The sequence below is a fragment of the Paenibacillus sp. FSL M7-1046 genome (genome assembly GCF_038007405.1).
GTDB lineage: Bacteria > Bacillota > Bacilli > Paenibacillales > Paenibacillaceae > Paenibacillus_AQ.
Window position 1 is genome coordinate 1,140,050 of sequence record NZ_JBBOXB010000001.1, and the last position, 20,029, is coordinate 1,160,078.

The following is a 20,029-nucleotide window of genomic DNA, read 5'->3' on the forward strand; positions in this document are numbered from 1 at the left end:
CTCAGACTTCTTAATGACTGAAATAACATTCCAATGTAATTTCACGCAACAGAATCCATGAGATCAGCGGCCTAATCATTCCTGCAGCAGCCCGTATTTCTTGCGGAACCGCTCCAGCACCTTGGTCCAGCCACCGGCCAGAATTGCCAGGAAAAATACATTGGACAGGGCATGGGCCAGATCGAAATAAAAGCTCGAGACGTATGCGGATAACACAAGCCCCCAGCTAAATGCATCCGGCAGGCTGATAATGTACCAGATATTCATAATCCAGCCGAACAAAAAACCCCAGATGAAGCCGAAGAGAAGCAGGCCGCCTCGTTTCTTCATCCACCAGGTATTCCTCAGCCAGCCCGCCGTCAGGCCCGCCATCCCCCAGGCAAACATCTGCCAGGGCGTCCATGGACCTTGCCCGAAATAAATATTGGATACAAGTGCGGCTACCGCCCCGATGATAAAGCCAGCCTCAGCCCCAAAAACATAAGCGGATAAAATGACAATAGCAGACACTGGCTTCACACTCGGCAACGCGGCAAAAGGAACCCTGCTGACCGCAGCGATTGCCGACAGCACGGCCAGCAGCACCAGCTCCCGCGATTCCAGCGGACGCCGCTCCAGCCGGATAAACAGCGGCAGCAATGCCGCTGCAAGCAGCACGAGGCTGAGCAGCATATAATGACGGTCCTTCAGCGCTGACGTAAGTGCCAGACCGGCCAGAAATACACCTAAAGCAATTAACAGCGGAAGCCGGAATCTTGCCATCTTCTCATCACATCCTCAAGAGTCAATGCTTGCGGCAGCAAATCCCGCACCATGCGGTTTACCACCGTTGTATAGAAATAGTTGCTGCTGAAAAACTCCGCCGGAGCTCCCTCTGCTGTAATGCTTCCATCAAACAGCATCGCGCAGCGGGTTGCGTATTTTGCAGCAAACTCCACATCATGCGTCACGATAATAATGCTTATGCCTTGCTCCAACAGCTGCCTTAGCAAGGCTGCCAATCTTTCCTTCGCCCCGGGGTCCAGCCCCTTGGTCGGCTCATCCAGCAGCAGAACGCCGGGCTTCAGCAGCATTACCATGGCCAGCGCCAGCTTCTGCTGCTGGCCGCCGCTGATATCATGCGGATGGCTGTCCAGTACTTGATGAAGCTGAAATACATCCAGCAGGGCTTCTATCTCCCGTTTCTCCTCCTCAGGAGACATGCCTGCATACTGGGCCATATGCCGCAGTTCCTCCGCTACCGTGTCATGGCTGAAATAGAGCAGCGGGTTCTGGGCCAGAAGTCCGGACTTCAGCCCTTTGGCAGACTCGACCTTGCCGCGCTGCGGCTTCGCCAGCCCGCCCAGAACATGCAGCAGGGTCGATTTCCCCGCACCATTCCCGCCCATGATAGCCAGCAGCTCTCCCCGGTGAAGGGACAACGTCAGCTTGCGCAGCACCTCCGGGCCGTCCTTCTCATAACGGAAGGTGACTTCCCGGCAGCTGAGCAGGGGTGCTGCGGCATTGGCTTCGCCGGTGAAGCGTGAAGCTGCACCGGCTTGTGATGCTGTTGCACGGCCTGCGGTCACAGGCGAAAGGACGCCCGCAGCGGAGTGTGAGCCGCTGGTAGCCGTAGCTCCAGCAGGCGCTGCTGCTGCGTGTGAATGCAGCCAGCGTTTGCCCTCACGCACCGTCAGCGGAATGGATTCCAGCGGAACGGATGAGGCCTCCGGTGACAGGGCGAGGAATAACCTCGACGCTGTCGGCAGGTAGGCCTGATGACTTGCGTTCGGTCCCTGCCCGGCTCCCCGCACGAATCCGCGGGGAGTGTCCTGGGCCTGCAGAACACCATCCTCCAGCATCAGCACCCGGTCGGCCAGCGGCAGCACCTCCTCCAGCCTGTGCTCGCTGATGATGACCGTCATCGACAGTTCCTCATTCAGCCGCTGCAAGGTCTGGATAAACTCGCGGGCAGCGACAGGATCAAGCTGTGAGGTCGGCTCGTCCAGCAGCAGCAGCTTGGGCTGAAGCAGCAGCACGGAGGCCAGATTCAGCAGCTGCTTTTGTCCACCTGAGAGCTCATGCACCGATTTGTACAGCAGCGGCTCCAGCCCGAACAGCCCGGCGATTTCCGCCAGCCTGCTGCGCATGACCGATGGCAGGTAGCCCATATTTTCCATCGCAAAAGCCAGCTCATGCCATACGGTATCCATCACAATCTGCGCATCCGGATTCTGAAATACAATCCCGATATCCCCGGCTGCTGTCTCCGCAGGCAATTCCGCCAGCGGCTTCCCTTGATAGCTGATGGAACCGCTGTTCAATCCCACCGGAGCAAGCTCCCGTTTCAGATGGCGCAGAAGTGTTGTTTTGCCGCAGCCTGAAGGGCCGAGAAGCACAACGAACTCGCCCTCCTCTATCGTAAATGAGAGCTCATGGAGCGTGTCTCTCTCTGCATCGGGATACCGGAAGGAAAATCCTTCCGCCGCGATGATCGCCATAACCATTTCTCCTTTCCTTCCAGCCAGAGGGGGATTCCTACGAACAGGCAGAAGCCGGCATACATGACCGCCTCGCCTGAGCCCCAGGCCATAGGTTTCATCCGCGGATATATCTCAAAGATGCCGTACCCCTGCAGCCAGCCAAACAGCGGAATTATACCGCTGAGCGAGAGCAGAGCCAAGACGGTCTTGTCCTGCCGGTCAAGCCTGTAAATCCCGTACACACTGCGTTTGCGGATGCCGTAGCCGCGTGCTTTCATCGAATCGGCCGTCTGCAGCGCCTCCTCCAGCGACCAGGTCAGAAGCACCTTGAGCAGGGTCATGCCGTCCCTCATTCTTTTGCGCAGCTTTCCCTTGCTTACATCAATGCCTCTGATCTGCTGAATCAGGGAAATTTGCCGCAGCCGCCGCTGAAACAAAGGCACAAAGCGGATCGTCATCAACGTCAGCAGGGCCGTCTTAGGCGCTGCCCCGGCGAACAGGTACATGAATTTATCCGCCGTTACCGTGTAGTTATAAGAAATGAACAATATAAAAATCGTCAGCAGCACGGTCATCATCATCAGTCCGTAGAACACCGCTTCCAACGTAATCGGCTGATCCATAAAATAAAACAGGATGTGCGAGCCCCGGTGCGAGAACAATGGATTAATCACGGCCACGGAGCCGGCCATCAACAGGTAAAAAGGCAGCCCCCGCAGCAGCTTCCGTCCCTGTCCCTGCAGCAGCAGAAGGCCAAGTAAACCGGCAATTTCCGTTACCAGAAACAGCGGATGAAACAGCAGGGCAGCGAACAGCAGCAGCCCTGCATAGTATAGCAGGGCTACCGAAGGATGCATGGAGCGAAAGCCGCTGTTCATGGCGCTTTGGCTCCCAGATCTTTGCCCAGATCCAGGGTGTACAGCCACTCAATAGCATCCCCGGGCTGTACAGTATAGCTTCCGGCACCTTTGCCCGGAAACTCCCCGTTCACCTTGTACATCCAGCCGCTCTCTGCCCCATGGTCGAATTCATACAGATTGTCTATTCCTTCCACATAGGCGAAACCCTTGGAGCCCTGGTATTCCATCTGTATTTTGTTCTTGCGGGTAATCCGTTTCAACAGCTCCAGCGCACTTTCGCCCTTCTCAATTTCAAAGGCTGCCGGAGCCAAAATCACGCCGTACTCCTCATCCCCTGTGATGGAGACGGTAGCTGTGCTCTCCGCAGCGGCGGGCTTCGCAGGCGCTGCCGCTTCGGACGGCGGCTGCGTAACGGCAGCCGCTGGACGCGCGGTGGCTGCCGGCTTATTCGCGCCGGCAGATGGACGCGCGGTGGCTGCGGGCTTGGCAGAGGACTCTGCCGGGCCCGCACTGGCGCCGCCTGCTGCGCCGGATGCCGCCGACGCCTTCGCGGCGGCTGCTCCGGCGGTGCCGGCTGCCGGGCTATGCGCAGCCGGCGCCGTAGTTCCTGCAGGCACGGGACTTGTCACCGTGCCTGCAGCGGTGTCAGGCGGCGTAGATGCCGCCGCCCCTTCAAGAGCCGCCGACGCCTTCGCAGAAGGCGAAGCGGTGCTGCCCGCCGGTTCTGACGGCGGGGCCGTGTTCGCTGCGCCTCCGGTTTGCGGAGACGCAGCGTTATCAGGGGCGGGGCTTTGTGTAGCGGTGGTATTTGCTGCACTGTTCAGATCAGAACCGGCAGACTGCCGCTCGCCGGAAGAACAGCCGGCCAGTAGCAACGCCGCCAAGAGAAGAAGCAAGGGATAAAACAACCATCGTTTGGATTGCTTGGACATTAATTTTCACACCTCCGAAAAAAGGGAAAGGAACGGAGGCTGTCCTGCTGCTCCCCCGTTCCGTTCCTATACTCTATGTTTTCTTTTGAAGCTTCAGTCCGATGAACCTGTTACTCCGCTCAATCGCCTTCTTAAAGATGGATTACACTTAAGGCAATCTTACGGCTACGACCGCCGCCATTTCTCTGGTTACGGCACTTGATGGGTCAAATCCTCCATTGAAGCCGGTCATATAACCGGACTCCGTTACCGAATGGACCGCTGACAGCGCATAGCTGCTGATCCGGCGCTCGTCTGTGAACTTCGCAGTCTGCGCCGAAGCCGCAGAACCGTTCTCCAGCTTGAACGCTCTGGAAATCATCACAGCCATATCCTCGCGGGTAATCCAGCCATTCGGATTAAAGGTTGTATCCGTAACTCCGCCTACCCATCCGAGCTCTTTCGCTTTAAGCACAGCTCCATAATACCATGTGCCGGCTTTTACGTCGCTGAATACTGGTGCAGCCGAAGCTGCAGCAGGTGTCTGATCTGTCAGTCTCAGCAGCAGCGCAGCGAATTCAGCACGGGTAATATTCTGCTTCGGTGCAAAAATCAGGCTTGATCCGCTGACGCCTTCCATCAGCTTTTGCTCATAGGCCTTGTGAACGGAGTCCAGCGCCCAGGCTGAAATTTTGCCCTCATCGGCAAAGGACACACTGCCGGAATCGGCTGGCGAGATGCTGAACAGCTTCGCCTCTCCGGCCAGGAACCGGTTGTACGCAGCCAGTGCCAGTAATGCCTGTTCGGTAGCCAGGCTGTTCTCAGGCTGCCCAGCCGAATGAGCATAGCCGCCAGTGCTTTGTCTGAACGAAGCCAGATGGCTGAGAAGTCCGCCCTTAGCTTTAATAAATCTGGAGTCATTAGGACCAACTCCGGCAGCACTCAGGGCAATGATGACCTGTGACGTGCTCTCGCTGTTTTCTGCTCCCGAGAGCTTGAAGCCGCCGCCTTCAAGCTGCTGCTGTGACAGCCAGCCGATCGCTTTATCCGCAGCCGCTTTTACTTCCGCCTGGTCATTATGGGATGAGAGTGCAGTAACCGCCATAGCGGTAATGTCCACATCATCGGTGCTGCCAGCTGTCAGCGGGAATCCGCCGTCTTTGCTTTGCAGTTCCAGGATGGACTTGATCAGCCGTTCCTTAGTCCACTGCGCATTCGCAGGTACAGTATAAGAACCGCTGTCCAGCGCAATCAGGGCAAAAATGAGGCCGTTGCTGCCCTGGCTTACCATATGGTCATTGTTATAAATTTTCTCAATCAGATTATACCCGCCAATATTCTGCGGATCACCGCCGGCAGCGGCAACAGCCAGCGCCAAACGTTCATAATCCGTAACCTTGCGGAACTCCCCTTTATTCGCGGCAAGCTGCTCCTTCACTCCGTTCAAATAAGCGGCCGGTACTGTGTGGCCGGAACGGGCGAGTCCAATCGCCTGCCAATCGCTGATCTCTTCGGCTGCCGTGATTGCCTTGGCAGTAGCTGCAATATCGCTCTTCAGCTGCTGCGGCTGCGGCTCCCATTTACTGCGGTCCACTACGGCAAAGGCCGTGAAGTGACTGACCTTTCCGGTGATCACCCCACTTTGCGCATCCAGCGCAGCGGGAACCGGAATCCAGCGGCCGGTGCTTTCGTCAAGCCATGCCAAAGCCAGATTGGCAGGGTTTACCGCCGTAACCGGAACTGTAATCGAGAGATCTGCCGGCTTCACAAATTTCGTACCATCCGGTTTGAAATCATAAAGTCCCGATACCAGCTCAGCGCGTTCTGAATTAGTCTCGCGTACGCTGATCTTCACATTGCCGGACACGGAACCGGCTGGCAGCTGCAGCTTCACTTCACCGCCGCTGTCCTGCAAGGTTGCCGCCGCACCCGGAGTGACCTCCTGCTCGAAGACAGCCACGTTTGCCGCCAGCTTCTGCCTAAGGGCAGCCGCTGCTGCTGGAGTCATTTTAGTGCTCAGGTTCGAAACAGCTGTCGTCTGTCCTACTTGATTCAGCGGAAGGGTATTATCCGGGGTGATGTCCACATTCACCGTGCTGCCGCCCGTACCTGCTGCTGCACCTCCAGTGCCGGAGGAACCTCCAGCCGATCCCTTCAGATCATCTCCGCCATTAAGCGTATAACGCCAGGCTACGGCATCTCCGCTGCTCAGCTTATAACTTCCGGAACTGTAATCCGGGTAGACACCGTTTACGGAGTACATCCAGCCGCTTTTCTCACCGCGGTCTCTTTCTGCCAAGCCATCAATCGCTTTAATGTATACACTGTCTCCGCTTCCGCCGCTGACAACCTTGCTTCCAAGCTGGCGGATCAGCAGGCTGTATGCAGTCTCTCCCTCGTTCAGCGTCATCTTGGTACCAGCCAGAATGGTTCCCTTAGTAGTGTCTCCAATGACTGTGAGCGTGGCCGATGCCGTCTCAGGCACTTCTACCGAAGCTGTAACGGTCAGCGGCTGCGTGTAGCGGGCAATCTTAGGCGTCCCGCCTTCGACATAACCGGTCACGGCCAGCGTGTATGTTTTGGCAGGCAGGCCTCCCTCAAAGGTTGCAAGCCCTTGCTCATTAGCAGCGATGGTTTTATCGCCAACAGTGACCTGCACTCCCGCAGCCGGTGAAGTCACCGGATCAGAAGTATACGTGTCATTATTCCAGACCCATTTCTTCTGCGTAACCTTAGCGGTGAATGCCTCACCCTGCTTCGGCTGCGCAGGCGAAATCTGTACCGAATCTACTACCTGCGTATTTTCTCCGGCATAGTAGACAAGCACTTTGTCGGAAGTCTGCAGAATGTAATCATTTAAGCCCACATCCGGATAAATCCACGCCCCGCCGCGCAATACGGCAAAGGCCCAGTAACTCTGATTGTTATAGGCTCCGTTCTCGATTCCATTAATGCCCCCTACAAAGATGCCGAAGGAAGATTCCGTAACCTTTAGCGGAATGTTGTTCGCATCTGCCAGCTGCTGCAGCGCATCAAACGCGTTGTATGCTTCCAGCGTGCCTTCAGCTACCGGACCCTGTGGCCCTTCAATGGACAGATAGGAGGTTACATTGCCCGGAGCTACCTTCAGCGAATCCGTATAGCGGGCAATATTTGGTGTGGCTTCCGCAACATAACCGGTTACGGCCAGCGTGTATATTTTGCCGGACAAGCCTCCTTCAAAAACTGCAACGCCTTGGCTGTCCGTAGTGACTGTTTTACCGCCAATGGTTACCTTCACTCCGGCTGCCGGTGAAACAACCGGTTCGGAAGCAAATGTCGTGTTATTCCATACCCACTCCACCCCGGTAACGGTCACTTTAAACGTTTCTCCCGGTTTTGGCTGCGGTGGAGATACTACAACTGAATTTACTACCTTCGTGTTGGCACCGGCAAAATAGACAAGCACCTTGTCCTGCGCCTGCAGTTTGAAATCACCCATACCTTCGCTTGGGTAGATCCATTTCCCGCCGCGCGACACCAGGAAGTTCCAATAGCCGTCATGAGTTCCGTTCTTAATCCCATTAATGCCCGACACATAACTGCCGTAGGAGGACTCCGTAATCTCCAGCGGAATATTTCCGGATGCCGTAAGCTTCTTCAATGCTGCCAGCGCGTTGGATGCTTGCAGCGCTCCCTCAGCGACCGGCCCCTCAGGTCCTTCAACCGACAGATGGACTGGTACATTCTTGGAGATTACCTTTACAGCTTGCGAATATTTAGCGATAGTTGGTGCATTGTCCGCAACATAGCCGGTTACGGTTAGCGTATAGTCTCCTGCCGGAACACCTTCGGCAAAGACCGCTTTGCCGTCTTCACCGGTTGTTGCCTTCCGGTCTCCGACCGCCACTTCCACACCAGATGCACTTGAGGTTACAGGACTCGAAATATTTGTGGCATTGTCCCATACCCATTTTATCTGGGTAACCGTGACTGAGAAAGGCTCCTCCTCACCCGGCTGCGACGCGGACAGCGTCAGTGAATTCACCAGCTGCGTATCGTTGCCCGCATAATAAACGAGGACCCGGTCTGCTTCCTTAAGTTTAAAGTCCTTCATTCCTACATCAGGATCAATCCATGCCCCGTCCCGGGACACAGCATATTTCCAGCCATCCCAGCCGCCGTAGATTCCGGCTTGGATACCGCCGATTCCCGTCACATAGCTGCCCGATTCATTCTTAATCGGAAGGCCCTTCTGGGCTGCCACTTTCTCCAGCACCTCGAGGACATTACCTGCGTATGCCATCCCTTCTCCCAGCGTGTTCTGCGGCCCTTCAATTACAAGGGGAACATACACTAACGGATTCGGAACCGCAGGCTTAGTGAAGTCATACAGCTTGCCGTTTCCGCCCCCGCTGTACAGGGTGTAGGCCACCAGCGCCTGCAGCCCCTGCTCTGTAGCAAAAGCATTTACATTTCCGCCCTGATTATGGGCAAACCCGCCGCCCTCTACGCTGAAGCTGAGCAGTCTGCTTATCAGATCTGCTTCACCCTTGGTGAATTCTGCTCCTTCCGGGTCTACCCCGAAGGAGGCAAGGCCGATAATGACCTGTGCCGCGCTTTCGCTGCTGCCTCCAAAGCCACCGTTGCTGTCCTGCGCAGCAGACAGCCAGGCTACTGCTTTTTGCCCGGCAGTTGCAACCACCGGATCACTCTTATGCGCAGCAAGAGCCGTCAAAGCCATCGCCGTCATATCCGGCTCGCTTGCCCCGGAAGTCAAGGCGAACCCGCCGTCTGCATTTTGCTTGGACAGGATCTCGCTCAGCAGCGCCGCTTTGCTCCATTTGGCATCCGCCCCAATAGTATAATTGCCTGAATCCAGTGCCAGCAGCGCATAGACCGGATTGTTCAGCGTCTGGCCGCTCATTTTGTCACTGTTATAGATACGCTCAACCAGATTAAAACCCGGCTCAGAGCCGTTTCCGGCAAAATTTGCCGGATCAGCCCCCACGGCTTGTACCGCGAGCACAATCCGTGCATAATCAGTGACTGCAGCAAAGCTGCCGTTGGCCGTCCGCACTTTTTGCTCCAGCAGCCGGACATAACTTTCCGGTACTTTGTAGCCCGCCTGTGCGAGGCCAACCGCCTGCCATTCTGACGTCACACCGCTGCTGAGCATATACTCGGCAGCCGCATAGGTCGCTCCGGCAACGGTAATCTGCTGCTTCGCTGTTAATGCAGCTGCAGCCGGCTCTGCGCCAGACTCGTCTGCTGCATACACAGCAGCCGTAACACTTTCCGTTCCCCCGGACGCGGTAGCGGCAACCGCCCCGGCAAACACTTGTCCTGAAGGAACAAGCGCTGTTCCCAGAATCGAAATAACCAGCAATAAAGCCAGGCCAAGCATAAAGGACTTGGCAGAGAGAAGAGTCTTCATCATTAACCTCTTTCCGTGAATAAAATAGTTGAAGCGCAGCGGACAACAAGAAGAAACGGCTGTGCTCTCCCTTTCAAAAGGACGGGGCCGTTTCTGCGAGAGAGGAGGGTAGAATACAGCACCCGGCTTATACTTCATCCTCTAGAGTAAAGGGCTGGGTTCAAAACCAGCCCCTCCGGGTAGAAGGGCCACCCAACTGGTGACCCGAACCCCCACAGAACCCGGCGTGCGGATTTCCCGCACCGGGCTCTTCAGAACTGGTTTTACAGCATCGCGTATGTCTTCAACCGTTGATATGGGATGAAGATTTTCGGTCGCATCAGTGGAAACAATGAACGTAGTCGCTGGTATTCCTTCCAAGTCACGTAGCTCTTCCGGCTTCGTCTACTGAGTACCTTCCGCCAATAGGTGACGGCTGTGGCGTACACTTTACTCAGACACCTCATGTTGCCTGCCATTCCATAGTAAGCGTAATGTCCTTGCAACATTTGGTTAATCTTCTTTGCCTGTACCTCCAGCGGTTCATGCTGCATTCTTCTCATGGTTTCCTGCACGTTTCCCATACTTCGCTTCAGTCGCTTCTTCTCTGTCTTTCTGCCCACCATGAAATTCCCTTGCCGGTTTCGCGTACAGTAATGCGTAAACCCTAGAAAGTAGAGCGTATCCGGCTTCTTCTTCCCTTTTCTTTGGCTATGTTTGCTCGCAAATCTCCCAAACTCGATTAATCTGGTTTTGCTCGGTTCCAACTCCAGCTTGAACTTATGAAGCCGATTTACCAGCGCTTCCTGAAAACGGATGGCGTCGCTTCGGTATTGAAAACATACGATAAAGTCGTCGATATACCGAATTAGATAGGCTTCGCCTCTAAGCCGCGGCTTAACTGCCTTCTCAAACCATAAGTCCAGCACATAGTGCAGGTACACATTGCTTAAAAGCACACTAATGGAGCCGCCCTGCGGCGTACCTTCTTCACTGGCGTGGACTTTCCCGTCTTCCAATACGCCAACTTTGAGCCAGCGCTGGATCAGCCGGAGGATTCGCGGATCACCCATGCGATGTTCCACAAATTTCATCATCCACTCATGATCCAGGCTGCCGAAGAAATTCTTTAAATCGGCTTCGAATACCCAACCCACCTTTTCTCCGGCTATGATCTCATTCAGTGTTGCTAACGCGTTGTGCTGCCCTCTGCCCGGTCTGCCTCCAAATGAACAATTTAGAAAATCTTGCTCATAGATAGCGGTTAGTATCTCTGCTGTGCACCGTTGTAAAGCTCGGTCTGCCACGGCCGGGACACCTAACGGACGTTTCTCCTTCTTTCCAGGCTTCGGTATCCAGACTCTTCTTACGGCTGGCGGTTGGTAGCCTTTCCGGTGTATGGACGTGAGCATTTCTTCTGCCCACACCTCGAAGCTTTTCACAGCCTCGTCTCGGGTAACCCCATCCACACCGGGAGCCGTTCGTCTGGGAATATGCTGCAGACAGTCTTGTAGCCGTTCTTTAGAGATGTGGTGGGTAAGCGAAGTGAACTGAAGTTTCGTATCTTCTCGTGCTTTTGCTGCTATTCTTTCCAATCCTGTTGTCATGGCTAGGTTCTTCCTTCCGTTGTATGAAGGCCTGTGTCCTCCCGTTGTATGGAGCCCATGTTGCCTTAGAAAGATTCCATTTCTGCTGACCGCTTCCCCATGTAGCAGGCTCTCCCTGCCTCGGAGTACTATCCGTCAGTAAGACTTCCGGCAAGTCTTTGAGCCTCCCTTGCTTTGTAGGCTTGTTCGGCTCTACCAAAAAAAAAAAAAATTGGAACTGCCGGATCTCCCTTGTTCCCAAGAAACCCTTGGACAGCATGCTGTAGGTACGAACCCCGGAAGCCCCGGTCACCCTCTTGCCCTATCGATGATGCCGGTTCTGCCTTCTCCACAGAGAAATAGGATCGGCTGCTTCAACCACGTTTGATTTCGGGGCTAATTATCCTCTTCACTTGATTCCGGCCTACTGTCTCCCTGTCTACGCTTCGCCGTACATGTTACCATGCACCACGCAAGACTCGGTACAGGACTGCTGGCTAGGCTTTGTCCTGATCACCATTTCAGGCGATACGTGTTTCTTGAACTTGCAAGGCGCAATCCTCATCAAACCGTACGTGAGGTTTTCCCTCATACGGCTTTCCGATGTTCGTCATTCATGGGCATGCAGGTTACAACAGCGTTTTTAGTCCATATTGCATGGCTAAGTATTTGACCTCCGACCGTGATCCCCTCCATCTTCTGCGTTGTCTTTTCTTGGCGTACCACCGGTTTAATCGCTGCAAAGTATACCAATCCAACTTGGCTAACCTCTTTTGACTGTAGTTCGTGTAGTAATAGTTTCTCCATCCTTGAATCTTTGGATTGAGCCATTCTACATGTTCCGCGAACGATCTCGAACGCATGCTGGGTGGTGACAGTCTTTCCTTGACTACCCCTCGAATACGCTCCTCCGCCTTTTTCGTTAGCCACTGCTGCGTGGTGGTGTACACCTTGCCTTGGGAGGTTTCTGCTTTGGTTTTCCGGTGATGCATCCCTAAGAAGTCGAATCCTTCGTCTCCTGTCCACAGTCCTACAATGCGGGTTTTGGTCGGGTGTAGGGTCAACTCCAGACGCTCCATAATTTTACGTATAAGTTCATACGCATGGTCGGCGTCCTTCTTGGTTTTGCAGACCACCACAAGATCATCTGCATACCTCGTGAGTTCACCTATTCCGCTCCCGTGTTTCTCCCACAGTCGGTCGAAATAGTTCAGATAGATATTCGCCAAAAGCGGTGAAATGACTCCACCCTGCGGTGTTCCTAAATCGGAACGCCTTACGGTTCCTTCTTCCATGACTCCCGCCTGAAGCCACTTCCGTATTAACTTCAGGGTCCGCCTGTCATTGATACGCATCTGTACTAATTTCATAAGCTTCTCTTGATTAATATTGTCGAAATAGCCTTGGATATCCACATCGACTACCCAATTTCCTTTGCGGTTGCAGGCTTTCCGGATTCGTTCCAGCGCTCCTTTTGCACTTCGCTTCGGGCGAAATCCGAAGGATACTTCCTCAAAATCCGCTTCAAAGATGGGTTCAATCACGAGTTTCGTTGCCATCTGTAGGACTCGGTCGCGCACGGTGGGTATGCCCAGCGGCCTTGGCTTCCCATCCTTCTTCGGGATATAGTGTCGCCGTACGGGCTGCGGGTGGTAGGTGCCTTCTTTCAATTCTCGCTCACAGTCCTTGAGGAATCTCGTTTCTCCTTGTTCCTCGATATCTGCTAGCGTCACGGCATCTACTCCTGCGGCTCCCTTGTTGGCTTTTACTCGTTTCCACGCTTCACACAGGATGTCCCACCGGTAGACTTTGTCATATAGTGCATGGAATTTACGCTTGTTGTTCTCCTTGGCCGCATGACCTAGCTTTTCTTGGAGTTCTTGAACTTTTTCCTTGGGTGTCGTTAGCCGTTTGGCATTCACTCACTCGTACCTCCTCCAAAAGCATAAACAAAGCAGGGCTCCTTCCCTCCCTAAGGTTATGTTGTCCTTAGGTTCTTCGGTACTATGAGCCCCTCGGACTCCCTTCCTGCAGACGATTCACTTCGTCTTTTGGACTTATAGAATGCCTCTTTACGGTTTCCTAAAAAAAAATCCCGTGCAGGGGAGGGTCTCCCCAGTTCACTGCACGATCTTTCAGCCCATGCCGTTCCCTATACGCCGGAGGGTTCTTCGCTGCTGCTCCAAGTTCTGTACAGCTTCCTTGGCCTTCGTCCAAAGACACGAGACTCGGCTCCCTCTCTTCCCCTTTGCAGGGCCTTTTTGACGACGCGGCAGGATTCACTTGATGTTGCGGCCTGGGGTGTTGCTCGCCCTGCCTCTGACCGGACTTTTGTCGATGCGCTTTTACACACAGATTTCGCCATATGCAAGCATCCTAGCTACCAAGGTGGCTTGGTCCCTCCTTGGGTTGGACTTTCACCAACTAGATCATGCGTGCTTCTGGGCACGCCATCCCTCAAAAAAACCGCCCCTGCTAAGGGCGGCCTCGGAAGAATACAAATGAAGCACGGCGGTGCTCAAGCTCCGCCACCACATCCATTTGTAATGTTCCGCATTCTTACCCCACGAAGAATAGAAACGTTCAAGAAAAAGGCAGGTCTCCTGGCTTATGCTTCACCGCTTCCCTCCGCCTTCCCGTCCTTGCTTCACAGGACAGTGGCACCCTTAAGAGTCGCTCCGCATTTACAGTGGCGGGACCGCGCCGGACTTGCACCGGCCTTCCCTTTTAAGCAAATTCTATGGATAGAATCTGCACCCTTTTCACTAGACTATCAAATTTTAATATTCATAATCATATCCACTATTCCCTTGTATGTCTATAGAAAAGCTGTTCCAATGCCGCCCGTTGCCGGCTGATCCCTTTTCGAAAGCATCAAACACACTCTTCGTTGCTCCCAACCTGTCTGCACGCAGTTCATCATTAGTAGCAGAAAAAATGCCCGCTAAGTTTTAGCTACTCCCACATTAATAAGGATTAGGCGGATTTACACCCGCTATTATTTCGCAAAACACGTCATGTGGCTCAACCGGATAATTTAGCGGTAATATTTCGTCTTATACAACTTATTCTCAATCTATAGTCCACATTAAAGGGAAATATTCCCTTTACTGGGTATAATCCGCAATAACCAACACCGGAGTTTAGTGTAAAGAAAAAAATCCTGAACGCGCATCTGCCCTGCTCTTTCCGGGCAAAACATGCGGTTCAGGATTTTTGTCTGTTTATATCGCTTTACTCAGGAGCATCGGTTGCTGTTCCGCCATCATCCGTAGGCGTTGGAGTCGCAGTTGCAGTTGCAGTAGGCTGGGCACTCGGTGTAGGGGCTGCCGTAAGTGCTGGATCCGACTGCAGAGTCAGCTTGTAATCGCCTGCGATGATCATGTTGCCCTCGGCCAGCTTAGCCCCCGGTTCCAGATCCACAGTGACTTGGTACGAAGCTCCCCCGGTCACGCCCGGCGAAGGCGCGGATGACACAGCCGGGGACGCGCCGGCTTCTGCTCCAGCGTCCGCGTTCCCTGTCGCGCCGGCTTCTGTTCCGGCGTCCGCGTTCCCTGTCGCGCCGGCTTCCGTTCCGGTGTTCGCGTTCCCCGTTGCGTCGACTTCCGTTCCGGCGTCCGCGTTACCCGTCGCGCCGGCGTCCGCGTTACCGGTCGCGTCAACTTCCGTACCGGCGTTCGCGTTACCCGTCGCGCCGGCTTCTGTTCCGGCTGACGCATCCGGCGTTGCCGTTCCACTGCTGCCGTTCAAGCCGGCGGCTCCCGCATCCGGCGACGGAGTCAGGCATCGGCTCGACGTCGCCGTGACCTTGTAAACCTCCGGATCCCCACCGGAGGCTGCTACACTGATCTCCGCCGGAGTAAAGGCGGTGCATTCTTCAGCGTCAGCAAAGGTGAACACCAGCCTGCTGCCCGTGCCTTCTCCGCTGCCGCTAAGATACACGGCAGCAGGCGGCTGGCCGCCGTCCGGTGCTGGGCTGCCCTCCGGCAGAGCCGTGTCCGGGCTGTCCGGCCGCAGCAGGCTGATGGCGATAATGACGCCAATCAGTACGATCCCCAGAATGGAGCCGGAGATCAGGAGTTGAAATCGGCTGCGGCTAACCCACCGCGCCAGCGGCGAAGCCAGCTGGGAGCGGGCTTCGTTATATACATTTTGCAGAGCAGGCCCGGCAGCGGAGACATAGCTTTTGCGGAAGTCCCTGCTTTTGAAGGCTTCACGGTCGCTGTTCAGGAAATACTTTAGAATCGCCCGGCGGTAGCCCGGGTACAGCTTCTTCTTCGACACCGTGAACAGCCGGTTGTTCTGTGACCAGGCCAGGAAACGGTATACCGTTTCTTTGTCGCCGTCCGCTTTGCGCTTCACGAGATCCAGCAGCGCGTCATAATCCAGCGGGCCGCTCTCGCGGTCACTATTGTGATAGAAAGCGAGCGGCAAGCGCTCGAACGGCTCTACACTTCGCGATTCCTTCAGCCAGCGCCGTCCGAGCAGCTGTACATCATCCAGCTCCTTTGGTGACAATCCGGCAAAAAGTTCCTCATCCGGATTCTCCTCCCCGAACCAGCGGTAGGCAGCGCGCAGCGCATTGGATTTTTGCCTGCTGATGGAATCAAGCGGCGGCTGCCAGTCCGCCGTATCCCGGTAGCGCAGGAACGAAATCTCCAGCAGCTGCTCCTGTGTCAGCTCACTGAGCGATACACGGTTCAGCAGGAAGCGGTCCGCTGCCGCCATCAGCTCCTTCAGCAGCGAAAGCGCCTCAGGGTTGAACCCGCTGCCTCTGCGGCGCTCTTTTTCCGCCTTCTCTACAGAGTCGTGAATCGAGGCCACCGCCGAAACCGGATCTTTGTCACGCTGCAGCTTCTCCAGCAAATAATCGCTGATTGTATCACGGACAAACGACTGCTGCAGCGCCTCCGGAAGAAACCGGCCCCAGTGGGCGACAAACCGTAAAATGTCAGACGATTGGGCTGCAGCAGCCAGCCGGGATTCCATATACGGTTCCAGCAGTGCCTTGCGGAAAATAGGCTGGGCCAGCACTCTTTTGAAAAAGGCTGCACTCAGCTCGTCATTGCTCTCAATGATAGTGTAAGCCGCAGCCAATGTATCCTCCCGGCTCGCAGACCGGGCATTCAGCATGCCGTTGATGAAATACTCGACCACTTTGACCCGGTAATTATGGCCCTTCAGCACAAAATACTCCATAAAACGCTCCATAATCTCCGGCTGTGGAATCCCCTTTTGGCGGATCAGGTCATACTCACGGTCGAAGCGCTCCAGGAACATATCGTTCAGCCGTACCCGGGACTCCAGCGCCCCCTCTGGCTTGAGGTAGGACAGCAGGCCGCTGAGCACAGCATTTTTGTTCTCCGTGTACAAGCTTTCATTGCCCTGCTCAATCTCATAAAAAACCGCCAGCTCATTATAGAGCGCCAACTGCAGCTTGCGGTCCACGTGCTCACCGAGCAGCAGCGAATCGGCAAACCGGGCAAAGTCATCTAAACTGCCCTTGTTCTTCAGCATTTTCCATACCAGATCGGCATAAGGCTGCTGCGAGTCGCCGAAATCGGCATTCAGGGTCCGGCCTGAAGCCAGATCAAAGATGAAATCCTTCTCGATACTGCGGTCTCCGGGGCGGAGCGAGCCTTTTTCTACAAAGGTAAGATCGATATATTTGCGGCTTTTTGGCTCGTTTGCATAGGTGAGTACCCCTAGCCTGCGGCGGAAATCATACGGCAAAGCCCCGTAAATAATCTCCGTAAGCTCCAGCGCCCGCTGCGACAGCTCTGCGATGGGAACATCGAGGGCAACATAACTTTTTTTCTTGCTTGCCACAGAGATCATGACCGCCTGCAGCAGCGCCTTGAACAATGCTTCGCTGAACCCGAGACTGCGCAGCACCGTTAGCGGATCAGCCTGTCCCTCTCGCTGTAGGGCCGGAATATCGGCCAGCTCCGGTAAGGTTCCTCCAAGCTCTCCTTCATAACTCCCGGCAAAATCGGCATGCAGCCAATCCCCATAGCTCTGAATAATTTCCTCGGCGCGTGTCGGAGGCACTACAAAGTTATGGGCAAAAAAAGCACTCCGCTGTCCGGTAAAATCAGTCGCCTGGTAGCGGCTTTGCCCGATCACCGTGTCGTTTGTTTCCGTATGGAATAAATGCAGCGCGGGCGGATACAGCTCCTCATTTTTTTCGCCGCGCGCCGCCAGCTCAGCCGGGGCATCATAAAGGCAGAAAGGATGAATGATTTTTTTGACAAAATTATTGTCCAGGCTCTCCGACTTCGCTACAGTATCGAATCCTTCGGTTGCCCGGTATACGCCCCGCCGCTCGCGGGTATACATTTGCTGGGTGATCCTGGACCCTGAGAATCTGTTCACGGCCCGTCGCTCCCCTCAATATAGTTCAGCTTATGCAGCAACCAGATAAAAGGCTCGTCCACACGGATCGGGCTGACGACACCCTCTATCTTTTGGTTGACCGGATTGCTGCCCAGCGCGGAGACGGCAAAATACCCCGTATTGGCAAAATACACATCCATCGTATCTTTGAACGGACGGTCTACCTTGCCGATAAAGCGGCGGATTTCACCGTCGATGTTCTGGAATTCATCCAGGTTCAGCGTGTTGCGGTGCACATAGTTGTTGAATACATTGCTGTTGGACTTGATGTAGTCGCCATCTTCATCCTTCAGCGAATGCAGCATGTCGCTTTTGGCAAGCACGACGGCCGTCGGGATATCGGTCTTGCTCTTCTCCTGGTAGGCGATGAAATCGCCGAACATCGTCAGCACCACATCACGCGGCTCATCATACTGCGAGACCCATTCCCCGGGACGGTCGCCGTAATTAATCTTGATCTTCTCCCGGATAGAGCGGATCTGCAGCGGATCGACCATGAACAGGATTCCCGCGGAGTTCTTGATATGCTGGCCGTGCAGCCCAAGGTAATCCTGATCGACCATGCCTTCACCGGCAACATCGAAGAACACCAGTGTCAGCGGCGGCTTCTCTTCATCCTTGAACACAAATTGAAAAATAAACGGCTCCTGCATCTTCTCCTTCTGTGTTGAGGCCAGCAAATCACCGCGCTCAAACAGCGGTTCTTCGTACAGGGTGCGGAACTTGCGGCTGATTTCAGCATTCAATGGCATGCAGGCCGCGTCGAAATGCCCAGCCGTCGTATGCTGCAGCGTATGGATCAGCGAGGTCATGTACACCGACTTCCCGACCTGGGAAGCGCCGATGATCGAGATAATGTTGCTCGGCACCTTGCCTGCGGTCACAGGGAGCTCATTATGGCAGGACGGGCACAGCCGTCTGCGCGTAAGCACACCATAGCGGTCGGTGAGACCGGTCAGCACATGATCAGTATAGTGGTGATATTCCTCGGGAATATCAGCCGGATTAAGCACAGCCTCCATATCATCGACAGTATCGAGGCCGAAACGCTCACGGTATTTATTCAGTGCATCATCTTCGCCGAGCGCATAGTTCTCATCATCCTCACGGCTGTGCATGGCCCGAAAAACAACGTCCTCCGGCGAAAACTTGGTGAAGCAGTACGGACAGACAATATCATAAAAAAGCGGCCGCGCCTGCGGCTGATTTTTCTTCTTAAATCGGCTGAAAAAAGACATCTCTCATCCTCCTAAAAGTTCTGTCTGCATAACTTGTTAGTAAGTGCCTACAAAACTAAGTTCCAACAATTTGATCTACTATGACCTGCTGTAGTCTAATCTACTGTAACTGCTTCGCTTTACTTTACTCTTCTCTGCCTCGCTCTGCGTCCGCATGTAGCTTAATGATAACTGCACTTTGTACAGCTATATCAACGCTCAGACCCACCGCTCCACTTTTACCTGCACTTTGTGCAATTATAGAAGAGTGAATGGCATACTTTATCGGCTTTCCCGAAATATAGATGTACAAAATACAATTAAACCTGCTTAGTAGAAGAAATCGATCGTTTTAGTTGCACGAAATGCAATTCCAGCCACTTCAGACTCCAAAAAGCAGGCCATTCAGACTTACTTACATTCCCGCAAACGCGCGCACCACAGACGTACGAAGCTTACACCTCAAGATACTTACGACCCAAGCAAGCTGCGGACTCATAATTACAAGCTCAACACCGGATTACTCCGGCACCAGCTCATAATACAATCCGTACTTACGGCCATCCGTGAAAAAGATGCGTACAAAATCCTCCTTGCCGATTTCAATCGGCGGAAGGACGCTTCTCCCGGCGGGGAAATCCTGCACAAACGGAAAAAGGATGCCGTCCTCTTTAGAAGCCGGATGCCCGCCCCGTTTCTTGACGTAGCACAGTACATCCTTCGGCACCGGCACTTCGGCGGAAATCGTCATATGTACTGTTTTCAGCTTGCCGAACAGTGCTTTTTTCTGCTGGATGGAATAATAAATCCGCGCCTTGCCTGCACTGACCAAGGCACGGTTCTCGCCATCCGGCTGGCGCACCAGCAGGGTCTCTCCGTTCTCGGTGAGCCGGACAAATATGGTATAAACCACCTGGCCGATATCATCCAGCCTGTCGCGGTATCCATTATTCGCTTTGTACTCCTCGCGCGTATACAGCTTCATGCCGGAGGGCGGAAGCTCTCCGCTATCCGGCGCTTCTGTAGACGCCTTGTGAATACAGACCGCCTGCACGCCATCCGGCCAGCGCCATCGCAGCGTACAGAACCGGTCCTCCACCCGGGAGACCACATCCGCAATAACCGGCGTGGAGGAATGAGCCTCGGCGTACCTCATGACTGTAAACTCCTTTCACTATCCCTATCGTTTTGCATGTTCACTA

General features: G+C 54.4%; 11 protein-coding genes and 1 riboswitch. Of the genes, 1 reads left to right on the plus strand and 10 read right to left on the minus strand.

Going from position 1 to position 20,029, the window contains the following annotated elements; all coding sequences use genetic code 11:
- Window positions 1-75: 75 nt before the first annotated feature.
- From NYE29_RS04810 to NYE29_RS04825, 4 genes are read right to left on the minus strand one after another with little or no spacing between them, the layout of a single operon-like run.
- Entirely contained in the window at window positions 76-762 is a 687-nt protein-coding gene (locus NYE29_RS04810) for an ECF transporter S component (RefSeq protein WP_038586381.1), read from the minus strand.
- Window positions 735-2,480: an ABC transporter ATP-binding protein gene (locus NYE29_RS04815; RefSeq protein ID WP_340894649.1), complete on the minus strand. Its 1,746-nt coding sequence runs from the start codon at window positions 2,478-2,480 to the stop codon at window positions 735-737. Before NYE29_RS04815 ends, NYE29_RS04810 begins: the two co-directional genes overlap by 28 nt.
- Window positions 2,396-3,340: an energy-coupling factor transporter transmembrane component T gene (locus tag NYE29_RS04820; protein WP_052091827.1), complete on the minus strand. Its 945-nt coding sequence runs from the start codon at window positions 3,338-3,340 to the stop codon at window positions 2,396-2,398. The genes NYE29_RS04815 and NYE29_RS04820 overlap by 85 nt, the downstream gene beginning before the upstream one ends.
- A complete protein-coding gene (locus NYE29_RS04825) occupies window positions 3,337-3,639 on the minus strand; it encodes a DUF4430 domain-containing protein (RefSeq protein ID WP_179091725.1) in 303 nt (100 codons plus the stop codon). The genes NYE29_RS04820 and NYE29_RS04825 overlap by 4 nt, the downstream gene beginning before the upstream one ends.
- Window positions 3,640-3,661: 22 nt before the next feature.
- On the opposite strand from NYE29_RS04825, the gene NYE29_RS04830 reads away from it, so the two are divergent.
- Window positions 3,662-4,225: a hypothetical protein gene (locus NYE29_RS04830; RefSeq protein WP_340894650.1), complete on the plus strand. Its 564-nt coding sequence runs from the start codon at window positions 3,662-3,664 to the stop codon at window positions 4,223-4,225.
- Between the two features lie 177 nt (window positions 4,226-4,402).
- On the opposite strand, the gene NYE29_RS04835 is transcribed toward NYE29_RS04830, so the two are convergent.
- From NYE29_RS04835 to NYE29_RS04860, 6 genes are all read right to left on the minus strand, one after another.
- Window positions 4,403-9,649: a DUF4430 domain-containing protein gene (locus tag NYE29_RS04835; protein WP_340894651.1), complete on the minus strand. Its 5,247-nt coding sequence runs from the start codon at window positions 9,647-9,649 to the stop codon at window positions 4,403-4,405.
- Between the two features lie 263 nt (window positions 9,650-9,912).
- The gene (gene ltrA / locus NYE29_RS04840) at window positions 9,913-11,235 is read right to left on the minus strand and encodes a group II intron reverse transcriptase/maturase (protein WP_076108941.1); all 1,323 of its coding nucleotides are present in this window, start codon (window positions 11,233-11,235) and stop codon (window positions 9,913-9,915) included.
- A 608-nt stretch (window positions 11,236-11,843) separates the two neighbouring features.
- Entirely contained in the window at window positions 11,844-13,136 is a 1,293-nt protein-coding gene (gene ltrA / locus NYE29_RS04845) for a group II intron reverse transcriptase/maturase (protein WP_076108940.1), read from the minus strand.
- A gap of 654 nt (window positions 13,137-13,790) precedes the next feature.
- A riboswitch (cobalamin riboswitch) is annotated at window positions 13,791-13,990 on the minus strand.
- Between the two features lie 458 nt (window positions 13,991-14,448).
- Window positions 14,449-17,589, minus strand: coding sequence for a GAP1-N2 domain-containing protein (locus NYE29_RS04850; protein ID WP_340894652.1), 3,141 nt, complete (start codon window positions 17,587-17,589; stop codon window positions 14,449-14,451).
- On the minus strand, window positions 17,586-18,848 hold the full coding sequence (locus NYE29_RS04855; RefSeq protein ID WP_038586374.1) for a hypothetical protein: 1,263 nt from the start codon (window positions 18,846-18,848) through the stop codon (window positions 17,586-17,588). The genes NYE29_RS04850 and NYE29_RS04855 overlap by 4 nt, the downstream gene beginning before the upstream one ends.
- Before the next feature lie 499 nt (window positions 18,849-19,347).
- Window positions 19,348-19,983 (minus strand): hypothetical protein, encoded by a 636-nt coding sequence (locus NYE29_RS04860; RefSeq protein ID WP_038586373.1) that lies wholly within the window; start codon window positions 19,981-19,983, stop codon window positions 19,348-19,350.
- Between the last annotated feature and the right edge of the window lie 46 nt (window positions 19,984-20,029).